At 69.0% G+C, this 18,027-nt stretch carries 13 protein-coding genes, 1 other RNA gene and 1 pseudogene; 8 read left to right on the top strand and 7 right to left on the bottom strand.

Going from position 1 to position 18,027, the window contains the following annotated elements:
- Genes OG933_RS30590 through OG933_RS30580 form a run of 3 tightly spaced genes read left to right on the top strand, consistent with a single transcriptional unit; the run spans position 1 to position 5,063 of the window.
- The gene (locus OG933_RS30590; RefSeq protein WP_405629982.1) at positions 1-1,242 is read left to right on the top strand and encodes an AAA family ATPase; all 1,242 of its coding nucleotides are present in this window, start codon (positions 1-3) and stop codon (positions 1,240-1,242) included.
- Positions 1,239-1,853, top strand: coding sequence for a DUF4276 family protein (locus tag OG933_RS30585; RefSeq protein ID WP_405629979.1), 615 nt, complete (start codon positions 1,239-1,241; stop codon positions 1,851-1,853). The genes OG933_RS30590 and OG933_RS30585 overlap by 4 nt, the downstream gene beginning before the upstream one ends.
- A gap of 6 nt (positions 1,854-1,859) precedes the next feature.
- Positions 1,860-5,063, top strand: a complete 3,204-nt coding sequence (locus OG933_RS30580) for a type I restriction endonuclease subunit R (protein ID WP_405629977.1) — start codon at positions 1,860-1,862, stop codon at positions 5,061-5,063.
- 44 nt (positions 5,064-5,107) lie between these two features.
- Here the strand turns inward: OG933_RS30580 and OG933_RS30575 are convergent, their stop codons facing one another.
- Entirely contained in the window at positions 5,108-5,521 is a 414-nt protein-coding gene (locus tag OG933_RS30575; RefSeq protein ID WP_405629974.1) for an ATP-binding protein, read from the bottom strand.
- Positions 5,522-5,763: 242 nt separating this feature from the next.
- Between OG933_RS30575 and OG933_RS30570 the strand changes: the two genes are divergently transcribed.
- From OG933_RS30570 to OG933_RS30560, 3 genes are all read left to right on the top strand, one after another.
- Complete coding sequence (locus tag OG933_RS30570; RefSeq protein ID WP_405629971.1) at positions 5,764-6,615, top strand: helix-turn-helix domain-containing protein; 852 nt, start codon at positions 5,764-5,766, stop codon at positions 6,613-6,615.
- A gap of 11 nt (positions 6,616-6,626) precedes the next feature.
- The gene (locus OG933_RS30565) at positions 6,627-6,818 is read left to right on the top strand and encodes a hypothetical protein (RefSeq protein WP_405629968.1); all 192 of its coding nucleotides are present in this window, start codon (positions 6,627-6,629) and stop codon (positions 6,816-6,818) included.
- 98 nt (positions 6,819-6,916) lie between these two features.
- Positions 6,917-8,533: a protein kinase domain-containing protein gene (locus OG933_RS30560; protein ID WP_405629966.1), complete on the top strand. Its 1,617-nt coding sequence runs from the start codon at positions 6,917-6,919 to the stop codon at positions 8,531-8,533.
- A 16-nt stretch (positions 8,534-8,549) separates the two neighbouring features.
- Here OG933_RS30560 and OG933_RS30555 read toward each other — a convergent pair whose 3' ends face one another.
- The 5 genes and pseudogenes from OG933_RS30555 to OG933_RS30535 form a co-directional block, all read right to left on the bottom strand.
- Positions 8,550-10,658, bottom strand: a complete 2,109-nt coding sequence (locus OG933_RS30555; RefSeq protein WP_405629964.1) for an AIPR family protein — start codon at positions 10,656-10,658, stop codon at positions 8,550-8,552.
- A gap of 51 nt (positions 10,659-10,709) precedes the next feature.
- Entirely contained in the window at positions 10,710-12,062 is a 1,353-nt protein-coding gene (locus tag OG933_RS30550) for a hypothetical protein (RefSeq protein WP_405629962.1), read from the bottom strand.
- Positions 12,063-12,723: 661 nt separating this feature from the next.
- An RNA gene (gene rnpB / locus OG933_RS30545) (RNase P RNA component class A) lies at positions 12,724-13,125 on the bottom strand.
- Between the two features lie 115 nt (positions 13,126-13,240).
- A pseudogene (locus OG933_RS30540) lies at positions 13,241-14,020 on the bottom strand (DMT family transporter); the annotation flags it as partial.
- Positions 14,021-14,045: 25 nt separating this feature from the next.
- On the bottom strand, positions 14,046-14,879 hold the full coding sequence (locus OG933_RS30535; protein ID WP_405629960.1) for a helix-turn-helix domain-containing protein: 834 nt from the start codon (positions 14,877-14,879) through the stop codon (positions 14,046-14,048).
- A gap of 176 nt (positions 14,880-15,055) precedes the next feature.
- Here OG933_RS30535 and yaaA point away from each other — a divergent pair, with 176 nt between their 5' ends.
- Together yaaA and eda are read left to right on the top strand one after the other, a co-directional pair.
- Positions 15,056-15,847: a peroxide stress protein YaaA gene (gene yaaA, locus OG933_RS30530; protein WP_405629957.1), complete on the top strand. Its 792-nt coding sequence runs from the start codon at positions 15,056-15,058 to the stop codon at positions 15,845-15,847.
- Between the two features lie 80 nt (positions 15,848-15,927).
- A complete protein-coding gene (gene eda / locus OG933_RS30525) occupies positions 15,928-16,590 on the top strand; it encodes a bifunctional 4-hydroxy-2-oxoglutarate aldolase/2-dehydro-3-deoxy-phosphogluconate aldolase (RefSeq protein WP_405629955.1) in 663 nt (220 codons plus the stop codon).
- Here eda and OG933_RS30520 read toward each other — a convergent pair.
- Positions 16,562-17,968, bottom strand: coding sequence for a bifunctional RNase H/acid phosphatase (locus tag OG933_RS30520; RefSeq protein ID WP_405629952.1), 1,407 nt, complete (start codon positions 17,966-17,968; stop codon positions 16,562-16,564). The two genes, eda and OG933_RS30520, sit on opposite strands and share 29 nt — an antisense overlap.
- Between the last annotated feature and the right edge of the window lie 59 nt (positions 17,969-18,027).

Below are 18,027 nucleotides of genomic sequence, written 5' to 3'. Positions count from 1 at the left end.
ATGAGCCCCACCGCGCCTCTCCGCCCGATGCCGTTCATCACCCGTGTCCGGATCGAGAACTACAAGTCCATCGCTCATTGCGACGTGACTCTCGGCCGGTTCACCGTCCTGCTCGGGCTGAACGCCGCAGGCAAGTCGAACTTCCTCGGTGCTCTGCGCTTCGTCCGTGACGCGCTCGTGCAGGGCCCCGCCGAGGCCGTGGCAGCGCGCGGTGGGTGGGAGGAGGTGCTGCGGCGGGTCCCTGAGCGGGCAGCCTCCTGCACGATCGGCGTGGAGTTCCAGCTGCCCGCGATCGCCGACGGCGGCGGGCCCTGGGTGGGGCGGTACGAGATCACCCTCGCCCCTCTGGCAGCTTCCGGGACAGGCCGGGACGCAGGACCCGGTGTCCGTATTCGGCACGAGTTCTGCGAGATGCAGCGCCCTGACACCGAGAGTCGGGCCGAAATCAAGTCCTTCCTGACGCGAGACCGTGTAGAGAAGGGGCGTCGTCATCGAGTACTGGAACTTTCGCGAACGAGCGAGGAAGAGCCGTTCGCCAGCCTCTACGGGACTCTCACGGACATGTTCTTCTACAGCCCCGACCTGTCCGTGCTCCGGGAGGCACGCTCCAAGTCCCCGGTCTTCTGGACCCTGGGAGAAAACGGCAGTGACCTCGGCGCCGCCCTGGCCGCCCTCGGGGAGCAGGAACGTGACCGCGTCTCGCAGTACGTGGGGGCGATCGTGCCCGGTGTCGTGGAGGTCGGTCCCACGAACCCCTCCGCCGACTACATCGCAGCGCGGATCAGCTTCGCCGCCGACGGCGAAACCGAACCACACGTCTTCCGGGCCGAGTCCATGTCCGAAGGGACCATCCGTGCCATCGGCCTGCTGACCGCGCTCTTCCAGCCCAATGTCCGCGACGGTTTGATTCCGCTCATCGCCATCGAGGAGCCCGAGTTGGCGCTGCACCCGCTCGCGGCCGGTGCCCTCTACGACGCGCTCACAGAAGCGAGCGAGCACGTACAGGTCCTTGCCACCACGCAGAGCGCGGAGTTGTTCGACCGGAAAGAGGCCGACCTGTCGGCCATCCGCGTGGTCGCCGCCGAGCACGGGGTGACAGTGATCGGCGAGGTGGACCCCGTAAGCCGGTCGATCGTCGCCGACGGCCTGGCCACCACGGCAGAACTGCTGCGCTCCGACCAACTACGCGCGGTCGTCGAACCCCCAGCCCGACCGGACAAGCAGCCGGAGGGTGAGGAGTGAACCAGCCGAGAGTCACGATCGCCTCCGTGGTGGAGGGCGAGGGCGAGATCAGCGCGCTGCCCGTCCTCCTCCGGCGGCTGATGCACGAGGCGAAGATCTGGGACGCGGACATCCTGAAACCCTTCCTGGTCGACCGTGGCAAACTCGTCCGGCCGGGCGGGCTGGAAGCCGCCGTTGAGGCACAAGCCCGACGCGTACCCGCCGATCACCCGGGCGGCATCCTGGTCGTGATCGACGCCGACGACGACTGCCCGGCCGCCCTCGGGCCTGAGCTCCTGGCCAGGGCGGAAGACGCCCGCCCGGACCGCCGCACGGCCGTAGTGCTGGCAAACCGGGAGTTCGAGGCATGGTTCCTCGCCTCAGCGCCCTCACTCGGCGGCCGGGCGGGGCTAACCGAAGACCTGGAAGTCCCAGCCGACAGCGAAACACGACGCGACTGCAAGGGCTGGCTGACCCACCACCGCCAGGACGGGGTGCGGTACCGCCCCCGCGTGGACCAGCCGGCCCTGACTCACGCCATCGACCTCGACCTTGCCCGCGCCAACTCACCGTCCTTCGACAAGTTCTGCCGTGACATCACGTACCTGATCACCGGAAAGCGGGGGGAATAGCCGCTCATGTCCGTCCACGACGAAGCAGCCTTCGGGAACGCCATAGTCGCCGCCTTGCTGGAACGCGGCTGGACTGAGGGAAACAAACACGACTACCAACCCCAACTCGGCCTGGACACCGCCCAGCTCACCGAGTTCATCGGCAAGACCCAGGCCGACGACTGGGCCGAACTGATCGCCCTCTACGGCGACGACGCCAACGCCGCCCAGGCCGGGTTCGCCAAGCGGGTGGACCAGGCGATCGGGACCGACGGCGTCCTGGACGTCCTCCGCAAGGGCGTGAAGGACCACGGCATCCTGATCAGGCTCGCCTACTTCAAGCCGTCGCTCGTCGCCTCGGACGCCGTCCTGGACGACTACCGGGCGAACCGGCTGACCTTCGTCAAGGAGTTGCAGTACGCAGCGAAGCAGGCGGACAGGGGCAACGAGCTGGACCTCACCCTTTTCCTCAACGGAATTCCGCTCGCCACGGCCGAGTTGAAGAACGCCCTCACACGGCAGGGGGCGGAGCACGCCAAGGAGCAGTACCGACTCAAGCGGGACCCCACCGAGCTGATCTTCGCGCGCCGCGTCATCGCGAACTTCGCCGTCGACACCGACGTGGTCTACGTCGCGCCCGAGCTGCGCGGCAAGCTCACCCGGTTCCTGCCGTTCAACACAGGCTCGGAAGGCCCGGGGAAACCCGGCGGCGCGGGGAATCCGGAGCCCACCGTCCCCGGGACGTACGCGACGTCCTACCTCTGGGAGCAGATCTGGGAGCGGGACACCTGGCTCGACCTGATCGAGCGGTTCGTGCACCTCAGCAAGGAGAAGGGCCCGGACGGGCGGACGCGGAAGAAGCTGATCTTCCCGCGCTACCACCAGTGGGACATCGTCAAGAAGCTCACCGGCCACGCGGCCCGCCACGGCGCCGGTCACAACTACCTCGGCATGGCCTCCGCCGGTTCCGGCAAGTCGAACACCATTGGGTGGCTGGCCCACCGCCTGTCGTCGCTGCACACACCGACCAACCCCGCCGAGATCGACCCCGACGCCCTGGCTGCCGGACTCAAGCCCGGTGCGCCCGTCTTCGACAAGGTCGTGATCATCACCGACCGCCGCAATCTCGACGCCCAACTGCGTGAAACCGTCGGCAGTTTCGAGAAGAACGCCGGTCTGGTCGTGAAGATCGACGAGAAGCACGGCGCGAAGTCGGAACAGCTCGCCAAGGCGCTGTCCCGCGAGACCGGGAAGATCATCACGGTCACGCTGCACACCTTCCCCGCCCTCATCGACTACCTGCGCCGCAGTCCGACCGAGATACAGGGCCGCAACTTCGCGATCATCGTGGACGAGGCGCACTCCTCCCAGTCCGGCGACGCAGCGACAGCCGTGCGCGCGGCGCTGCGTGACCTCGGCCTGGACTCCGACTCCGACGACGCCGGGGCAATCAAGGTGGAAGCAGAGGCAGCCACCACCGATGCCAAGCTCATCCGCAAGGCCACCCAGCGCAGCAAGGCCTCCAACCTCTCCTACTTCGCATTCACGGCCACACCCAAGGCCAAGACGCTCGAACTCTTCGGCACCCTGGACACAGTCGACGGCAAGCCGGCGTACGTCCCCTTCCACACGTACTCGATGCGCCAGGCCATCGAGGAAGGGTTCATCCTCGATCCCCTGCGCACCTACGTCACGTACGACACGTACTGGAAGCTGGTGAACAAGAACCCGGACGAGCGCGAGGTGGACCCGTCCAAGGCGAATCCGCTGCTCGCCCGGTACGCGCTCACGCACGACTCCACCGTGGCACAGCAGGCGCAGGTGATCGTCGAGCACTTCCGCACGCACACCGCCGGCCGGCTCGGCGGACGCGCCAAGGCCATGGTGGTGACGGCCTCCCGACACAGCGCCGTACAGATGGCCCGCGCGATCAGGAAGTACGTCAACGATCTCGCATACGCCGACCCTGGCGTCCTGGTCGCGTTCTCCGGCAGCCTGACGTACGACGGCGAGGAGACCACCGAGCCGAAGGAGAACGGCGGCCTCGCCGAGTCCGCGCTGCCCAAGGCGTTCGCGTACACACGCAAGGACGACAAGGCCGTACGCACCGGCGGGACGGCGACGCAACGCGAGTACCGCATCCTGGTCGTCGCCGAGAAGTACCAGACCGGCTTCGACCAGCCGCTGCTCACCACGATGTACGTGAACAAGAAACTCGCGGGCATCGGCGCCGTCCAGACCCTCTCCCGGCTGAACCGCACCGCAGACCGCAAGTCGCAGGCGGACCTCGCCGTACTGGACTTCGTCAACGACGCCGAGGACATCAAGGAGTCCTTCCGGCCGTACTTCGAGGAGGCGAACACCCTTCCCTCCGACCCCAACCTTCTCTACATCGCGCAGAGCCAGGTCATGCAGCCCGACATCCTCGTCGAGGAGGAGATGCGGGAGTTCGCGGACGCCTATCTGGCAGCCGAGGAGAAGGCGGCGGGCTCGGCCGCCCGCTGGGAGAGGCTCCACGCGGAGCTGTACCGGCAACTCGCCCCCGCCGTCGGGCGGTTCACCGACCTGCTGGACCGCAGGGACGAGGCAGGCGACCCGGACGAGGAAGCAGCCGAGGCCGCCGAGAAGTTCCGCGCGGATCTCAACGACTACGTACGGAAGTACGGCTTCCTCTCGCAGATCGTGCCCTACCGCGACGCCGACCTCGAATGCCTCTACCTGTACGGCCGCCACCTGCTCAACCGGCTGCCGCGACGCGGTGACGGCGGTGTGGACATCGGGGACGTCGACCTCAGTCACCTGCGCATCCAGAAGACCGGCGAACACGACCTCACCCTGACCTCCGAGGGAGCGGCGGAGCTGCGCGGCTTCGGCGAGGGCGCGGGCGGCGGCAAGGAGCAGGAGAAGTCGCTCCTGTCAGAGCTGATCGAGAAGTTCAACGACAAGTTCGGCACCGACTTCAGCGATCAGGACGTGACCACGCCGTTCTCCGAGGCGAAGGCGGACCCGAAGGTCCGCGCCGCCGCCGTCAATGACGAGGAGAACTTCGGACTCGTCTTCGACGAGGTCTTCGAGGACAAGATGGCCGAACACATCGACACCATCGCCGACATGGGACGCCAGTACTTCAGCCACGACGACAGCTTCAAGCAGTCGCTCAACCAGAGTGCGCGCCGGGCGGCCTGGCGGATGATCCGCCGGGAGGAGAACATCGACGACGAGGCGGCCTGACCCACCCGGCCTTCCGTCCCCTCCCTGCCGACCACTCCCCCTGGTCAGTCTCCCTGGCGGAACGAGAGCCCCGCGATCACGGACGTTCCGCGCATGGGGCGGGGCCGGACGGTCCAGGCGGTAGCGATGCCTTCGACGAGGATCAGGCCCCGGCCGCTCTCGGAGTCGGCGTCCGGGTGGGCCAGGGCGGGCTTGCCGGCACCCGGGTCGGAGACGGCCAGCCAGTAGTGGCCGTCGGCCGGCCACAGAACGAGTTCGATGAGGTCCTCGTCCTCCCGGTACACGCCGTGGCGAATGGCGTTGGTGACCAGTTCAGAGGTCAACAGGCCCAGGTCGTCGCCAAGGTGAGGACGGAGGGCGTCCGGCAGCACTTCGGCGACGGCGTGCCGGGCCCGCCGTACGGAGGCGGGCTGGGCGGGGAAGCGCCAGTGAGCGGGTACGAGGGGGATCTCGGGCATGGCGAACTCCACGACTCTGTGAGGGGTTTGGGGTCGCCGGTGGCCTACCGCCCTGGTCGCGGACACACCCGTCCCAGGGCGGGCGGGCATGCTCACGCGGTGCGCTTCCGGCGTTGCGGTGTGTAGCGTGCGCGGTACTCACAGTAGGACAACGGGGGTACATGTGCTACCAAGTCCCGAAGGTCCGTTGGAACGAACTTCGCTTCGCGGCAAACTGAGCCGCACGCGACGAGAGGGAACCGATGCCGCCGAGGAGCAATCCGACCGCACGCCAGCAGCGTCTGGGCGCAGAGCTTCGCAAGCTACGGGAAGGGGCGGGACTGTCCACCGAACAGGCCGCCATGCTGCTGGACACGAAACGAACCGTGATCACCAGCACCGAGGCGGGACGTCACGGCGTCAGCCCGGAGCGTGTCCGGCGCATTGCCTTCCGGTACGAGTGCACAGACCAGGCTCTGGTAGACGCGCTGGTCTCCATGTGCGGCGACCGCACGACCGGCTGGTGGGAGGAGTATCGCGACCTCCTGCCCGCGACATTCCTGGACATCGCCGAGTTGGAGTGGCACGCCCGAGGCTTGCGTGTCAGCACGATGACACACATGCCGGGCCAGCTGCAGACCGAGGCATACGCACACGCCCTCTTCCAAGCTGCCATCCCGCCGCTGCCCACCGAGGAGTTCGAGGCCAGGGTCGCCCACCGCGTGCAAAGGCACCAGGCCATCGACCGGCCAGGGGCTCCGGACTACGTGCTGATCATCCATGAGGCCGCCCTCCGGATCGAAGCAGGTGGACGCGCGGTGCTACGAGACCAACTTGGTCACCTCATAACAGCCGCAGACCGCGACAACGTCACAATCCAGGCCATCCCCTTCTCCGCAGGGGCGTTCCCCGGTTCAGGCCAGTCGATCCTGTACGCCCTCGGCCAGCTGCCTCCACTCGACACCGTGCAACTGGACCGCGCCACGGCAGGAGAATTCCTTTATTCAGGTGCCCACTTGTGCAAGTACCGTCTGCAACTCGACGAGATGCAGAGGATCGCGCTCAAGCCTGAGGAGACCCTCGATCTCATGCACGCCATTTCGCAGAGCCTTTAGGAGAGTTGGTCATGTCTGCTATCAGCTGGGAAGCACCCTTCTGCCAGGACGCGAGCAACTGCTTCCGCTTCGGTACCGACGCCGAAGGCAACGCCTACATAGCCGTCAACGGCCAGGAGGATCACCACCTCACCGACTCCCTCGAAGCCCTGCGCACCCTCATCACCGACATCAAGGCGGGCAAGGCCGACCACCTGCTGTAGGACCTCTGTAGGACCTGCCGCGCGCCCCGCCAATAGGTACCGTGTACAGCGATCGACTGACGAGGCATCAGGACATCAGGACGACGGGGGCGCAACGCGTGTCGCAGGCAGGGAGAATCGGCGAGCAGGGCCGCTACGAGCTGATCGAGGAGATCGAGTCCGGCGGCATGGGCACGGTCTGGCGCGGCTACGACGCCGTTCTCGACCGGGAGATCGCGGTCAAGCTCATCCGGCCCGACGTCGTCGCGTCGCCCGCGCAGGCGCAGGAGTTCACCCGCCGCTTCGAACGTGAGGCGCGCGTCACCGCTCGGATCGGGCATCACGGGGTGCCGCAGGTGTTCGACGCGGTGTTGGACGAGGCGTCGTACGACCGGCTGTACCTGGTGATGGAATACGTGCGCGGGATCTCCCTGCGCAGGCTGCTGGCAGGCGCGGAGGACGAAGCGGCGGCCCGGCTCCCGGTGAGCTGGGCCGCGTCGATCGCCGCGCAGATCTGCACCGTCCTGTCGTACGCGCACGCCATCCCGGTCGTGCACCGCGACCTGAAGCCGGACAACGTCCTGATCGCCGCTGACGGCACGGTCAAGGTGCTGGACTTCGGCATCGCGAAGCTGTTGCGCACGGATGTCACCCGGCTCACGGCCACCGGCAGCCGGATCGGTACCAGCCGTTACATGCCGCCCGAGCAGATCGACGGCGCGCAGATCACCCCGCTGAGCGACCTCTACGCGCTCGGCTGTGTGCTGCACGAACTCCTCGCCGGGGAGCCGGTGTTCAGCGGCGACAACGAGTACCAGCTTCTGCACCAGCACATGAAGGCGCCACCGAAGCCATTGCGCACCCTGCGGCCCGAGGTGCCTGAGGACCTGGAGACGCTGATCCTCGACCTGCTGGCCAAGGTGCCCGAGCAGCGTCCGGCCGACGCGTACGCGGTCTACGAGCGTCTGTCGCCGCATCTGCCGCAACCGGGCTCGGCGGCTGTCCCCGTGGTCTTCACCGACGGTGACTCCCCCTCCGTCGTTCCCGACCCGACGGTGGTCTACCGGCAGCCGAACGCGCCCCTGCGGCGGACCACGGCACCCTCGCCCGCACCCGAGCCGACGGCGCCCGTGCCGGTCCCCGGGCGGGTCGACACCGCGCTCCGGGATGCCATCCGGGACGCCTACGCCCGGTCCGCGGACCTCGCCGAAAGCGGACGGTTCGCCCAGGCCGCGGACGTCCTCAAGGCCGTGATCGCAACGGCCGCCACCACTCTCGGCGAACACAACCCCCGTGTACTCGGCCTGCGGCGGCAGCGCGCGGCAGTCCTCATGGCCGGCGAGGACTTCCGGCGTGCCCTGCCGGAGTTCGACGCGCTGGCAGTCGTCTACGCCCGGACGGCGGGACCGGCCGACGAAAACACCCTGGAGTGCCGTCAGCACGCCGCCCACTGCCGGGCCAACCTCGGTCAGGCCACGGTCGCCCTACGGGAGTTCCAGGAGGTCCTGGAGGTCGTGTCAGACGCAGCCGGGGACGCCTCCGAGACCGCTCTCGACCTGCGCCGAAGCATCGGCCTCCTCCTCTTCTCCGAGGGCCGCCGCACCGAGGCCGAGGGTGTCCTCGACGCCCTCCACGAGGACATGTGCGTACTCCTCGGCGAGGACCACGAGGAGACCCGCGAGATCGCCGATCTCCTCGCCCGGCTGCGCGGCCCGGAGGGCTCGGGCCCCTACTGACGGCCCGCCGGTAGCGTCACGCTTCGCCTTCTTCTTCCTCTTCGCCGTGGATGCCCTTCGCCAGGTCCCACAGGCTGCGGCCGTCCGCGAGGAGCCAGCGAGTCGTCCCCTGGTTGGCCACCGGCCGCTCGTCCCATTCGGCATCCGCCCACATCTTCGACACCAGCCCGGACGGCGAGTACTGCTGCTCGTCGTACGCCCACAGGATCGACTTGGTCCGGTGATTGACCCAGGTCGCCTGACGCCGCCGTTCGTCCTGGACAAGCCACTCTTCCAAGGCGTCGCGCTCGGGCTCGTTCTGAGCCACGTACTGGAGAGGGGCTCCGTCCTTGATCACACGGCGGTCGACCAGGAGCGGCACGGTGTTCGGGCGACGCTGCTTGCGCTCCTTCGCGGGAGGTACGGGAACGGCAACGCCATCGGCCAGGTCGCCGAGGACGTGCTTCGCCAGCTCCCGGCACATCTCCGCGGTCTGGAAGGCGGTCCTGATCTGAGGACGTGGCCCGTAACGAGCGACGATCTGGTGCGTCAGCCGACGCAACAGATCCGGTACGAGGGCAGGGATCTTCTCCAGGACCTCGCTGTCCCAGTCGAAGTCGGGGTCATCGATGCTCGTGGCACCGAGATGCTGGAAGATCAGGTGGGTGACGAGAAAACCACCATGCTCCGCGGTTGCCGCCTCGCGGCTGTTCTGCCCACTGCCCAGTTCGTAGACCGCGCTCCGTGCCGCGCGCAGCGTGAGCACGGACCGCCACACCTTCTGCGGCGAGGGTTCACGTTTGAACAGCAGGGTGTGGCTGCCCTTGGAGCCCTGCTCCCAGAGGTTCTCCGTGGAACTGGCGGCCCGGGCGGCCTGTTCCGCATCCGGGTGCAGGCACGCGAGTGCGAGAGCGACTTCGTCCAGTGAGCAACCGGTCTCGGGCGCGGCAACCGGCTCTCCGCGCTTGATCACGTACTGCTTGCGCAGTTCGGCGCGCAGGTTGGCCTTGATCGCCTGGTGCACCGGTTCCAGCGCGATGTGATCGCGCTGCTCGATGGCGTTCTGCCGGTTCGCCGCCTGCGAGACCTGGACGCCGAATTCCCGGTCCTTCTGCGTGTTGATGACCTTGATGCTCAGCGTGGCGTTGGCTGCGGCCTCACCGTCGTCGTGCATGGACCTGGCGACAGCCCGTACCGTCTGAGCGCCGTTGACGATGCTCGCCCCCGTCACGGTGAGAGTGGTCGGCTTGCTCTGCGGTGCCCTGGCGCTGTCGTTCTCCGCCGTGAGCGAGTCGCAGATCATGGTGATGCCGTTGTTCAGGTGCCAGAACCTGGTGGGATCGGAGGTAAGAGTCAGACCGATCTCCGCATTGGTGACGGTGGTCCCGAGTGGGGCCCGGAGATTCTGCTCGAACAGGCCCGTACCGTGCGTCTCGTACCACTCGGCGACGCTCTCGGCGGAGACCGTGCCCTGATAAGCCTTGAGTGGTCCCTTCTGCTCGTACCAGTCGTCAAGGCGTACCTTCAGACAGATCGGCTCCGGCCGAAGATCCGCATGGATCTGGTCATGGAAGTCCGCGGCGTACAGCACCTCGACGCTCATGCGGGCGCCATGCTTGTTGAACTCGGCGAGAGCGTTGTCGAGAACCTCGCGCGCGGGTGGAGAGGGCTCTACAGTGCCCATCAGCGCAATGACCAGAGTGGCTCGCTCGTTGATGATGAACGGCCGGGCCTCCAAGGCGAGCGCGCCGGCACGCTGGTTGAACTGGTCGTACAACTCGTTCTCGATACGGTTCAGACCGTCCACCATCGCCTTGGCGGCGCCCACGTCGAAGGTCGCCGTGCCCTTGTCGCTCCACTTCGCCTGGACGAGCAGAGCCCGCCCGCTGTCTGGCAGGGGAGCGATGGCGTCCATTCCCTGGTCCGCGATGCCGTCCGTGACGAACCGAGCCGCCTCGGCCACACTGCACTTGGCCACGCGTCGTACCGCGAGGGCTGCAAGAGCACGGGAGAGAAAACGCTGTTCGTAGTTGTCGCCTCGGAAGTGGGCGATGTCGCTGTCGTCTATCACCCCGTCGAATGTCTCGTGCAGCTGCTCGCGCACCTGCGTGACCTGGCGAGGTGTGTCCGCCCCCGAGGTGGCCATGAATGATTGCCTTCCCACTGATGGTGTCTTGTTGATGGCCTGGGTCAGCGCCTAGATCCCCGAGCCGTTGCCACGCTGCCGGAGGCTGAAGTCCACGACCAGCAAAGCAACGCCAGCCGTGTCGATCGAGGCCTCCACCCATTCCAAGGCCACTTGGAAGGGCACGCCGCTCGCGCCGAGCCAACCGTCGCTCACCAGCCCGGCAAAGCTGGTGTGTGCCAGGTGGCGGGTGAGCACGCGCAAGGAAAGGCCGGGGAGACCGGTCTCCCCGGCGTCCGAGATCGCTCCGGCGACCTGGCCGTAGGGGTAGATCGCACCGGAACTCGTCCGGTGCAGAGCGGCGGTGAAGGGCTCCGGCTCATGAACGCGGAGAAAGAGAGGGTCGTCCAGCAAGCCGTAATCGTCGGCACTCCGCCAGTCGCGTGTCGACAGGCGGTGAGCACGGCTGCGGAACTCGTCCAGGCCGCGCCAGGTGTCAGGGGAGAGGAATCCCTTGGGGCCGGGACGCAGGTAGCGCAGCGTGACGAGCGTCCGGGTGTCGAAGTGGTAGTAGTAGGCGTCGAGGGAGCCCTCCCCGCCTTCGACCACCCGCTGATCGGTTATCGACGTGGCTTCCAAGTCATAACTATGGCGGCCTTTGCGATTCGAGAACGCGCGGACGACGCCCTCACCGGCACCACGGAACCTCTCCGCCGCCTGCCCACGGACATCGTCGAACATCGGCTGAATCTCAGTCCCTGTCAGCCCGCTGACAAAGGCTGCCCGGGCGGCTGTCCTGTCCCAGCGACGCACCTCGGAGAAGTCGCTCGGGGTCAGCCCGGCTATCTTGGCGAAAAGCAGAAGGGCGTCACGCTCATCACGCCAGCGGAGCTCTCCCTCGCTCCAGCCTTCGGCTTCGTCGAGCAGAGGCAGCAGCCTCTGGACTTCGGCCTCGACATCAAGGGAGATCCGCCTCAGATTGGCGAACACGGTGCCCGCGCCGACCGTGACAGGACCGCTTTCCGGTAACGACTCGGAGAGCTCGGCGTCTGACTCGCCGTCGGCGCACCAGAGCCCTGAGACAGGCACCAGGCTTCGAAGGCTTCGTGCACGGGTAACGACGACTTTCCGGTCTCGGTCGGTCTGTCGAGCAGGGCGCACGATACCCAGGCCCCAGATCCGCTCCTGCTGCTCCCGGTCGCGTTCATCGCCCTGCTCGTCGGAAGGAACAAGCAGGATCGCGAGGTGTGACTTGACCTCGGGCCAGTCACGGCAGGACTCGGAGTAGGACCTTTCCTTGGTGCGGCCTTTGGTGAGGTCCTCAGCGAGCAGACGAAGAAAGCCACTGTCAGGGCGCAGAATCGCCAGCCGCGGCGATCGCGCCGAAGACGGTAAATCTGCCCGCCTCGGTTGTGCGAATGTCATCCACTCCCCCGAACCGCCTGCCACCACGCCGAGCCAGGCTCAGGGGGATGGTAGCGCGCCAGTTCCAGCATCCGGCTTACACGTCCCTAGTTCTCGCCGCCCCGGCCGGCTCCGTTACGTCTTCGCCCAGTTCCTCGGGGATCGGGCCGACGGACTCACCGTTTGCCTGGCACGCGCGCAGGTCGCCGTCCCCGCGTCAAACGGCCCCCTGGAATCGATGTTGTCCCGCATGGTCGTCGAGCCAATCGAAGATACTTCGGCCACCACTCTGCAGTCCTTCGTCACAAATTGAGGCCCGCACGGGACAGGTGCGCCATCGACACGATGCCCGGCTCCGCCACCTTCGCCGCACATCCCCCGTTCACCGTACTCACCCCGACCCTGCCCACCTCACCACCCAATGCACCGGACTCATCACCTTGATCAAGCCTGACGCGCTCGCGGGCGACATCCCGCGCCACTCTCCACTCGACAACGCGTGTATGGCTGCCCAAATCCCACACAGCCGTTCTCCAAATTGGCGCACTACGGCTACTTTGATGGCTACGCTCGTAGCCGCGCGACCCCGTTTGAACGGGTACGGAACGGGGTTTGATCAACCCCTCTCTTCCAACAATAAGGGCTCTGACCAGCAGCTTCGCTGACCAATGGGCCAGAGCGGCAGACGAGTCGGGCTGTACGCCGGGTTCTGTCGCCCGGCTGCCTCGCGGCGGCCGGGGAGACGGCCATCCATCTAGGGCCGGCGTTGCCGCCGGCCTCGTGCGGTCTACCCGTGGACTCGGGCGGGCAGCCCTCGGACGTCCACGCAGAAACACCGGGGTGTTTCCTTTTGACCTTGCTCCAGGTGGGGTTTACCTAGCTGCCCAGGTCACCCTGGGCACTGGTGGTCTCTTACACCACCGTTTCACCCTTACCGAGGACCGAGGTCCCCGGCGGTCTGTTTTCTGTGGCACTGTCCCGCGGGTCACCCCGGGTGGCCGTTAGCCACCACCTTGCCCTGTGGAGCCCGGACGTTCCTCGGGAAGTCCCGTGAGGGACTCCACGCGGCCGTCCGCCCGGCTCGTCTGCCGTGTCGACCATGCTACCGGGCGCGCGTCGCTCTTCGGGCCCGAGGCCGTCGCGAGGACCGAGCCCGCCAGGATCAGGGTGAAGGCGGCCACGATCGTCGCCGTCAGGGGTTCGTCGAGGAACAGGGCGCCCGCCGCCACCGCTACGGCCGGGTTGACGTAGGTGATGACCGTGGCGCGGGTGGGCCCCGCCTCCTTGATCAGCTCCATGAAGGCGACGAAGGCGACCGCCGTGCAGATGACGCCCAGGCCCGCGAGGGCCGCCAGCACGGACGGGGCGGGCAGCTCCGCGGGCCGGGTGACGGCCGCGGCCGGTGCGTAGACCAGGGCGGCCAGGGCCAGGCAGGGCGCCGTGAGGTGGAGGGACGGGACGTCCTTGAGGTGGCGGGCGGCTATCAGGGGCGCCGTCGCGTAGCCGAGGACGGTCAGCAGGACCTCAACCAGGGAGAGGGTGTCGCCGCCGGTGAGGTGCGGGACGGTGAGGACCGCGACCCCGGCGAGGCCCAGCGCCAGGCCCGTCACCCGCCGCACGCCCAGCGTTTCCGTGTCGCCGAAGAAGCGGGAGAGGGTCACTCCGACGATCGGCACGCCCGCGATCAGCAGGCCCGCCGTGGAGCTCGACAGGTGGCGTTCCGCGTCGGTGAGGGTGAACCAGGGGCCGATGATCTCGATGACCGCGAAGGCCAGCATGGGCTTCCAGTGCGCCCGTACCGTCCGTGTCAGGCCCCGTTGCCGCAGCGCGAAGGGGAGCAGGAGGGCCGCGCCCAGCGCACATCGGGTGAACACGACCATGGACGGGGAGAGGTCCTCCACCGCCACTTTGATCATCAGGTAGGGGATGCCCCACACCACTCCCATCAGGGAGAACAGGAACCAGCCGCGTGCAGTCATACGGGGAGTGTCGGCCGGGCCCCGGTCAGGTGTCTTGAACGCTGTTGCGGTACGCGGCCGGGGTCACGCCCAGCACGCGGCGGAACCAGCGGGTGAGGTGGGCCTGGTCCGCGAAGCCGACGAGGCCGGCGACCTCCGCGGGGCGCAGCCCGGACTCCAGCAGGCCGCGGGCCCGGGCCACGCGGTACTGGGCCAGCCAGGCGTACGGCGGCATCCCGGTCGTCGTACGGAACGCGCGCAGCAGCTGGTAGCGGGACAGGCCGAGGTCCGCCGCGAGGTCCGCCAGGGAGGGCGGGGCGAGGAGTTCGTCGGCGAGACGGGTGCGGACTGCCTGGGTGAGGTGTTCGGCGCCGGGGATCGTGTCGCACACCGGGCGGGCCGTGGAGTGGCGTCGGGCGAGGGCCGTCAGCAGCCAGGGGAAGCGGGACTCGGCTTCCAGGGGGTCGGGGCAGGCGGCCAGTTCCGTGTGCGTCCGGCGCAGGGCGGCGGCCAGTTCCGGGTCGTCGAGGAGGGGCTCGCGGAAGTGCGGTACTCCGCCGAGGGTGCCTTCGGTGAGGAGGGCGGGGCCGGCGTACAGGGCGCGGTAGGCGTAGCCGTCGGTGTCGTTGCCCGGGCCGCCGGTGTGCGTCTCGCCGGGGGCCAGGACGACGATGGAGCCCGGACCGGTACGGATGTGGCCCCCGCGGTAGGCGATGATCTCCGAGCCGCCCACGCAGACGCCGACGGTGAACTCCTCGTGGGCGTGCGGGGCGTAGACGTGCCGGTCGAAGCGCGCGGTGAGGAGGTCCAGGGGCGGGCCGCAGCGCCCCAGCCGGGCTCTCGTCCACAGCGCCTGTTCACGACGACGTTCACTGCTCACTCGCCACCCCCATGCGCTCCCGTCCGGGCCGCTGGGGGTGCAACGCCTTCGGACCCCGTTTCATGCCGCCGGGCGGCAGCGGACGGGCGGGTCCCGGGCAGGCGCGGACCTCGGCCGGGCCGTCCCGTGGCACGTCGTACGCTGTCGCAGCAGAGCTCTATTGAAGGAGATTTCCCGTGCTTGTCCTGCTGCCGCCCTCCGAAGGCAAGGCGTCCTTTGGGCGTGGCGCCCCGCTCAAGCCGGAGGCGCTCTCCCTGCCGGGGCTCGGCGCCGCCCGCGAGGCCGTCCTCGACGAGCTGGTCGAGCTGTGCGCGGCCGACGAGGACAAGGCGCGCGAGGTGCTCGGGCTGAGCGAGGGGCTGCGCGGCGAGGTCGCGAAGAACACGGAGCTGCGCACGGCGGGAGCCAGGCCCGCCGGGGAGATCTACACGGGTGTCCTGTACGACGCCCTCGACCTGGCCTCGCTCGACGCGGCCGCCAAGAGGCGGGCCGCCAGGTCGCTGCTCGTCTTCTCGGGGCTGTGGGGTGCCGTCCGGGTGACGGACCGGATCCCGTCCTACCGCTGCTCGATGGGCGTGAAGCTGCCCGGGCTGGGGGCGCTGGGCGCGTACTGGCGTGCGCCGATGGCGTCCGTGCTGCCCGAGGCGGCCGGGCACGGGCTGGTGCTGGACCTGCGGTCGGCGGCGTACGCGGCGCCCTGGAAGCCGAAGGGTGAGGTGGCGGGGCGGACGGCGAGCGTGCGGGTGCTGCACGCGCCGACCCGGAAGGTAGTCAGCCACTTCAACAAGGCGACCAAGGGGCGGATCGTACGGAGTCTGCTGACGGCGGGCATCGACCCCGCGGGTCCCGCCGAGCTGGTGGAGGCGCTGCGGGACCTCGGATACGTGGTGGAGGAGAAGGCGCCGGCGAAGGCGAAGGCCGGGGCGGCCGCCTGGACCCTGGATGTGCTGGTGGACGAGGTGCACTGACGCACCACCCCACCGAAGGGTTGTTGCAACATATGCAATGACCTTTGCGCATGCTGCGCACCGGGGGCAGGATGAGGCGCATGACCTCACGCCTGCCCTCCTCTTCGGCTGCCTCGGTACTGGATCTGGCCCCGGTCGTACCCGTGGTGGTCGTCGTGGACGCCGCCGACGCCGTACCGCTGGCGCGGGCGCTGGTGGCGGGCGGGCTGCCTGCGATCGAGGTGACCCTGCGGACACCGGCCGCGCTCGACGCGATCCGGGAGATCTCCGGGTCGGTCCCGGAGGCGGTCGTCGGGGCCGGGACCGTGATCACGCCGGATCAGGTGACGGCGTGCGGGGCGGCCGGCGCGCGGTTCCTGGTGAGTCCCGGCTGGACGGACGCCCTGCTGACGGCGATGCGGGCGTCCGGGCTGCCCTTCCTGCCCGGGGTGTCGACCACGTCGGAGGTGGTGGCGCTGCTGGAACGCGGGGTGCGGGAGATGAAGTTCTTCCCGGCGCAGGCCGCGGGCGGCACGGCCTACCTCAGGTCACTGGCCGGACCGCTCCCCCAGGCCCGGTTCTGCCCGACCGGCGGGATCGGCCCGGACAACGCGTCGGAGTACCTGTCACTGCCCAACGTCGGTTGCGTGGGCGGAAGTTGGATGGTCCCGGCGGACGCGGTCGCGGCGCGGGACTGGCCGCGCGTCGAGGCGCTCGCGCGGACCGCCTCGCTGCTCAGGGCCGCAGGTGGGACGTGTCGTTGAACAGCCGGACGCTGGCGTTGCCGTCCGCGTAGTAGGCCACCGCCGACAGCGAGGCCGCCGACAGCTCCATGCGGAACAGCGACTCGGACGGGGCGCCCAGGGCGAGCCGTACGAACGTCTTGATCGGCGTCACATGGGTGACCAGCAGCACCGTGCGGCCGGCGTACTCCGCGACCAGTCTGTCCCGGGTGGCCGCGATCCGGGTGGCCGTCGCCGCGAAACTCTCGCCGCCGCCGGTCGGCTCGGCCTCCGGGTCGGCCAGCCAGGCGTTCAGGTCCTCGGGGTGACGCTCGCGGACCTCGCCGAAGGTCAGCCCCTCCCAGGCCCCGAAGTCGGTCTCGATCAGTCCGTCCTCGACGGTGACCTCGAGGCCGAGGCGGGCGGCCACGGCCGCGGCCGTCTCGCGGGTGCGGGCGAGCGGGGAGGCGAGGATGTGCTGGACGGTCCCGCGCCGGGCGAGGGCGGCGGCGACCCGCTCGGCCTGCTCCCGGCCGACGTCCGAGAGGGAGGGATCGGTGCCGCCGCTGCCGGAGAACCGCTTCTGCGGCGTGAGCGGCGTCTCGCCGTGCCGCAGCAGCACGAAGGTGGCGGGTGCCCCGAGATCGGGCGCCGCCCCCCAGCCGACGGAGGGGGCGACTGCGGGCGTGGCGGGGGCGGATTCGACGGGAGAGGCGGCCGCCTGAGCCGAAGCGGGAGGAGGAGCAGGAGCCGAAGCGGGAGCCGGAGCCGGAGTCGAGGTGGCGACCGTGCGGGCGGCGCGGAGATCGGCGTCGGTCGTCGTCATCGGCTTCTCCTGGACGGCGTCCGCGGTCGGGTCGGCGGCCGGGCGGGACCGGGCCAGGGCCTCGCGGGCCTTCGCCGCGCCCGCCGTGGCGTCGCCGGGCGGGCCGGACGGCTCGGGTGCGGCCGGGGTCACGGGGCCACGGGCGTCGAGCTCGGCCCGCGACGCCCCGGCGTCCCACTGCTCGCCCCGCTTGCCCGCGTCCATCGCCTCGTTCGCCAGACGGTCGGCGTGCTTGTTCCGCTCGCGCGGCATCCACTCGTAGGTGACCTGCCCGGGCGGGAGGATCCGGGCCGCTTCGGCGGCCAGCGGCTTCATGTCGGGGTGCTTGATCTTCCAGCGGCCCGACATCTGCTCGACGACCAGCTTGGAGTCCATGCGCACCCGCACCGTGGCCGACGGGTCGAGCTCACGGGCGGCGCGCAGACCGGCCACCAGGCCGCGGTACTCGGCCACGTTGTTGGTGGCGACGCCGATGTACTCGGCGCGCTCGACCAGCGTCTCCCCCGTCGCCGCGTCGATCACCACGCTGCCGTAGCCCGCGGGCCCCGGGTTGCCCCGCGACCCGCCGTCGGCCTCGACGATGAACTCCCGCACGACGTACGCCCCTTACTACCGCTGACGGAACTGCCGCTGACCGGACTTGCCGGGACCGA

The organism is Streptomyces sp. NBC_00016, from assembly GCF_045040885.1.
In the GTDB taxonomy this organism is placed as follows: domain Bacteria; phylum Actinomycetota; class Actinomycetes; order Streptomycetales; family Streptomycetaceae; genus Streptomyces; species Streptomyces coriariae.
The sequence above is the reverse complement of the archived record's forward strand: the minus strand, read 5'-3'. Positions and strand labels throughout refer to the sequence as shown.

Coding starts and splice junctions, on each gene's coding strand:
- OG933_RS30565 (WP_405629968.1), top strand. CDS start 6,627: ATGTCTGCTATCAGCTGGGAAGCACCCTTCTGCCAGGACGCGAGCAAC.
- OG933_RS30590 (WP_405629982.1), top strand. CDS start 1: ATGAGCCCCACCGCGCCTCTCCGCCCGATGCCGTTCATCACCCGTGTC.
- eda (WP_405629955.1), top strand. CDS start 15,928: ATGACCTCACGCCTGCCCTCCTCTTCGGCTGCCTCGGTACTGGATCTG.
- OG933_RS30555 (WP_405629964.1), bottom strand. CDS start 10,658: ATGGCCACCTCGGGGGCGGACACACCTCGCCAGGTCACGCAGGTGCGC.
- OG933_RS30570 (WP_405629971.1), top strand. CDS start 5,764: ATGCCGCCGAGGAGCAATCCGACCGCACGCCAGCAGCGTCTGGGCGCA.
- OG933_RS30550 (WP_405629962.1), bottom strand. CDS start 12,062: ATGACATTCGCACAACCGAGGCGGGCAGATTTACCGTCTTCGGCGCGA.
- OG933_RS30580 (WP_405629977.1), top strand. CDS start 1,860: ATGTCCGTCCACGACGAAGCAGCCTTCGGGAACGCCATAGTCGCCGCC.
- OG933_RS30575 (WP_405629974.1), bottom strand. CDS start 5,521: ATGCCCGAGATCCCCCTCGTACCCGCTCACTGGCGCTTCCCCGCCCAG.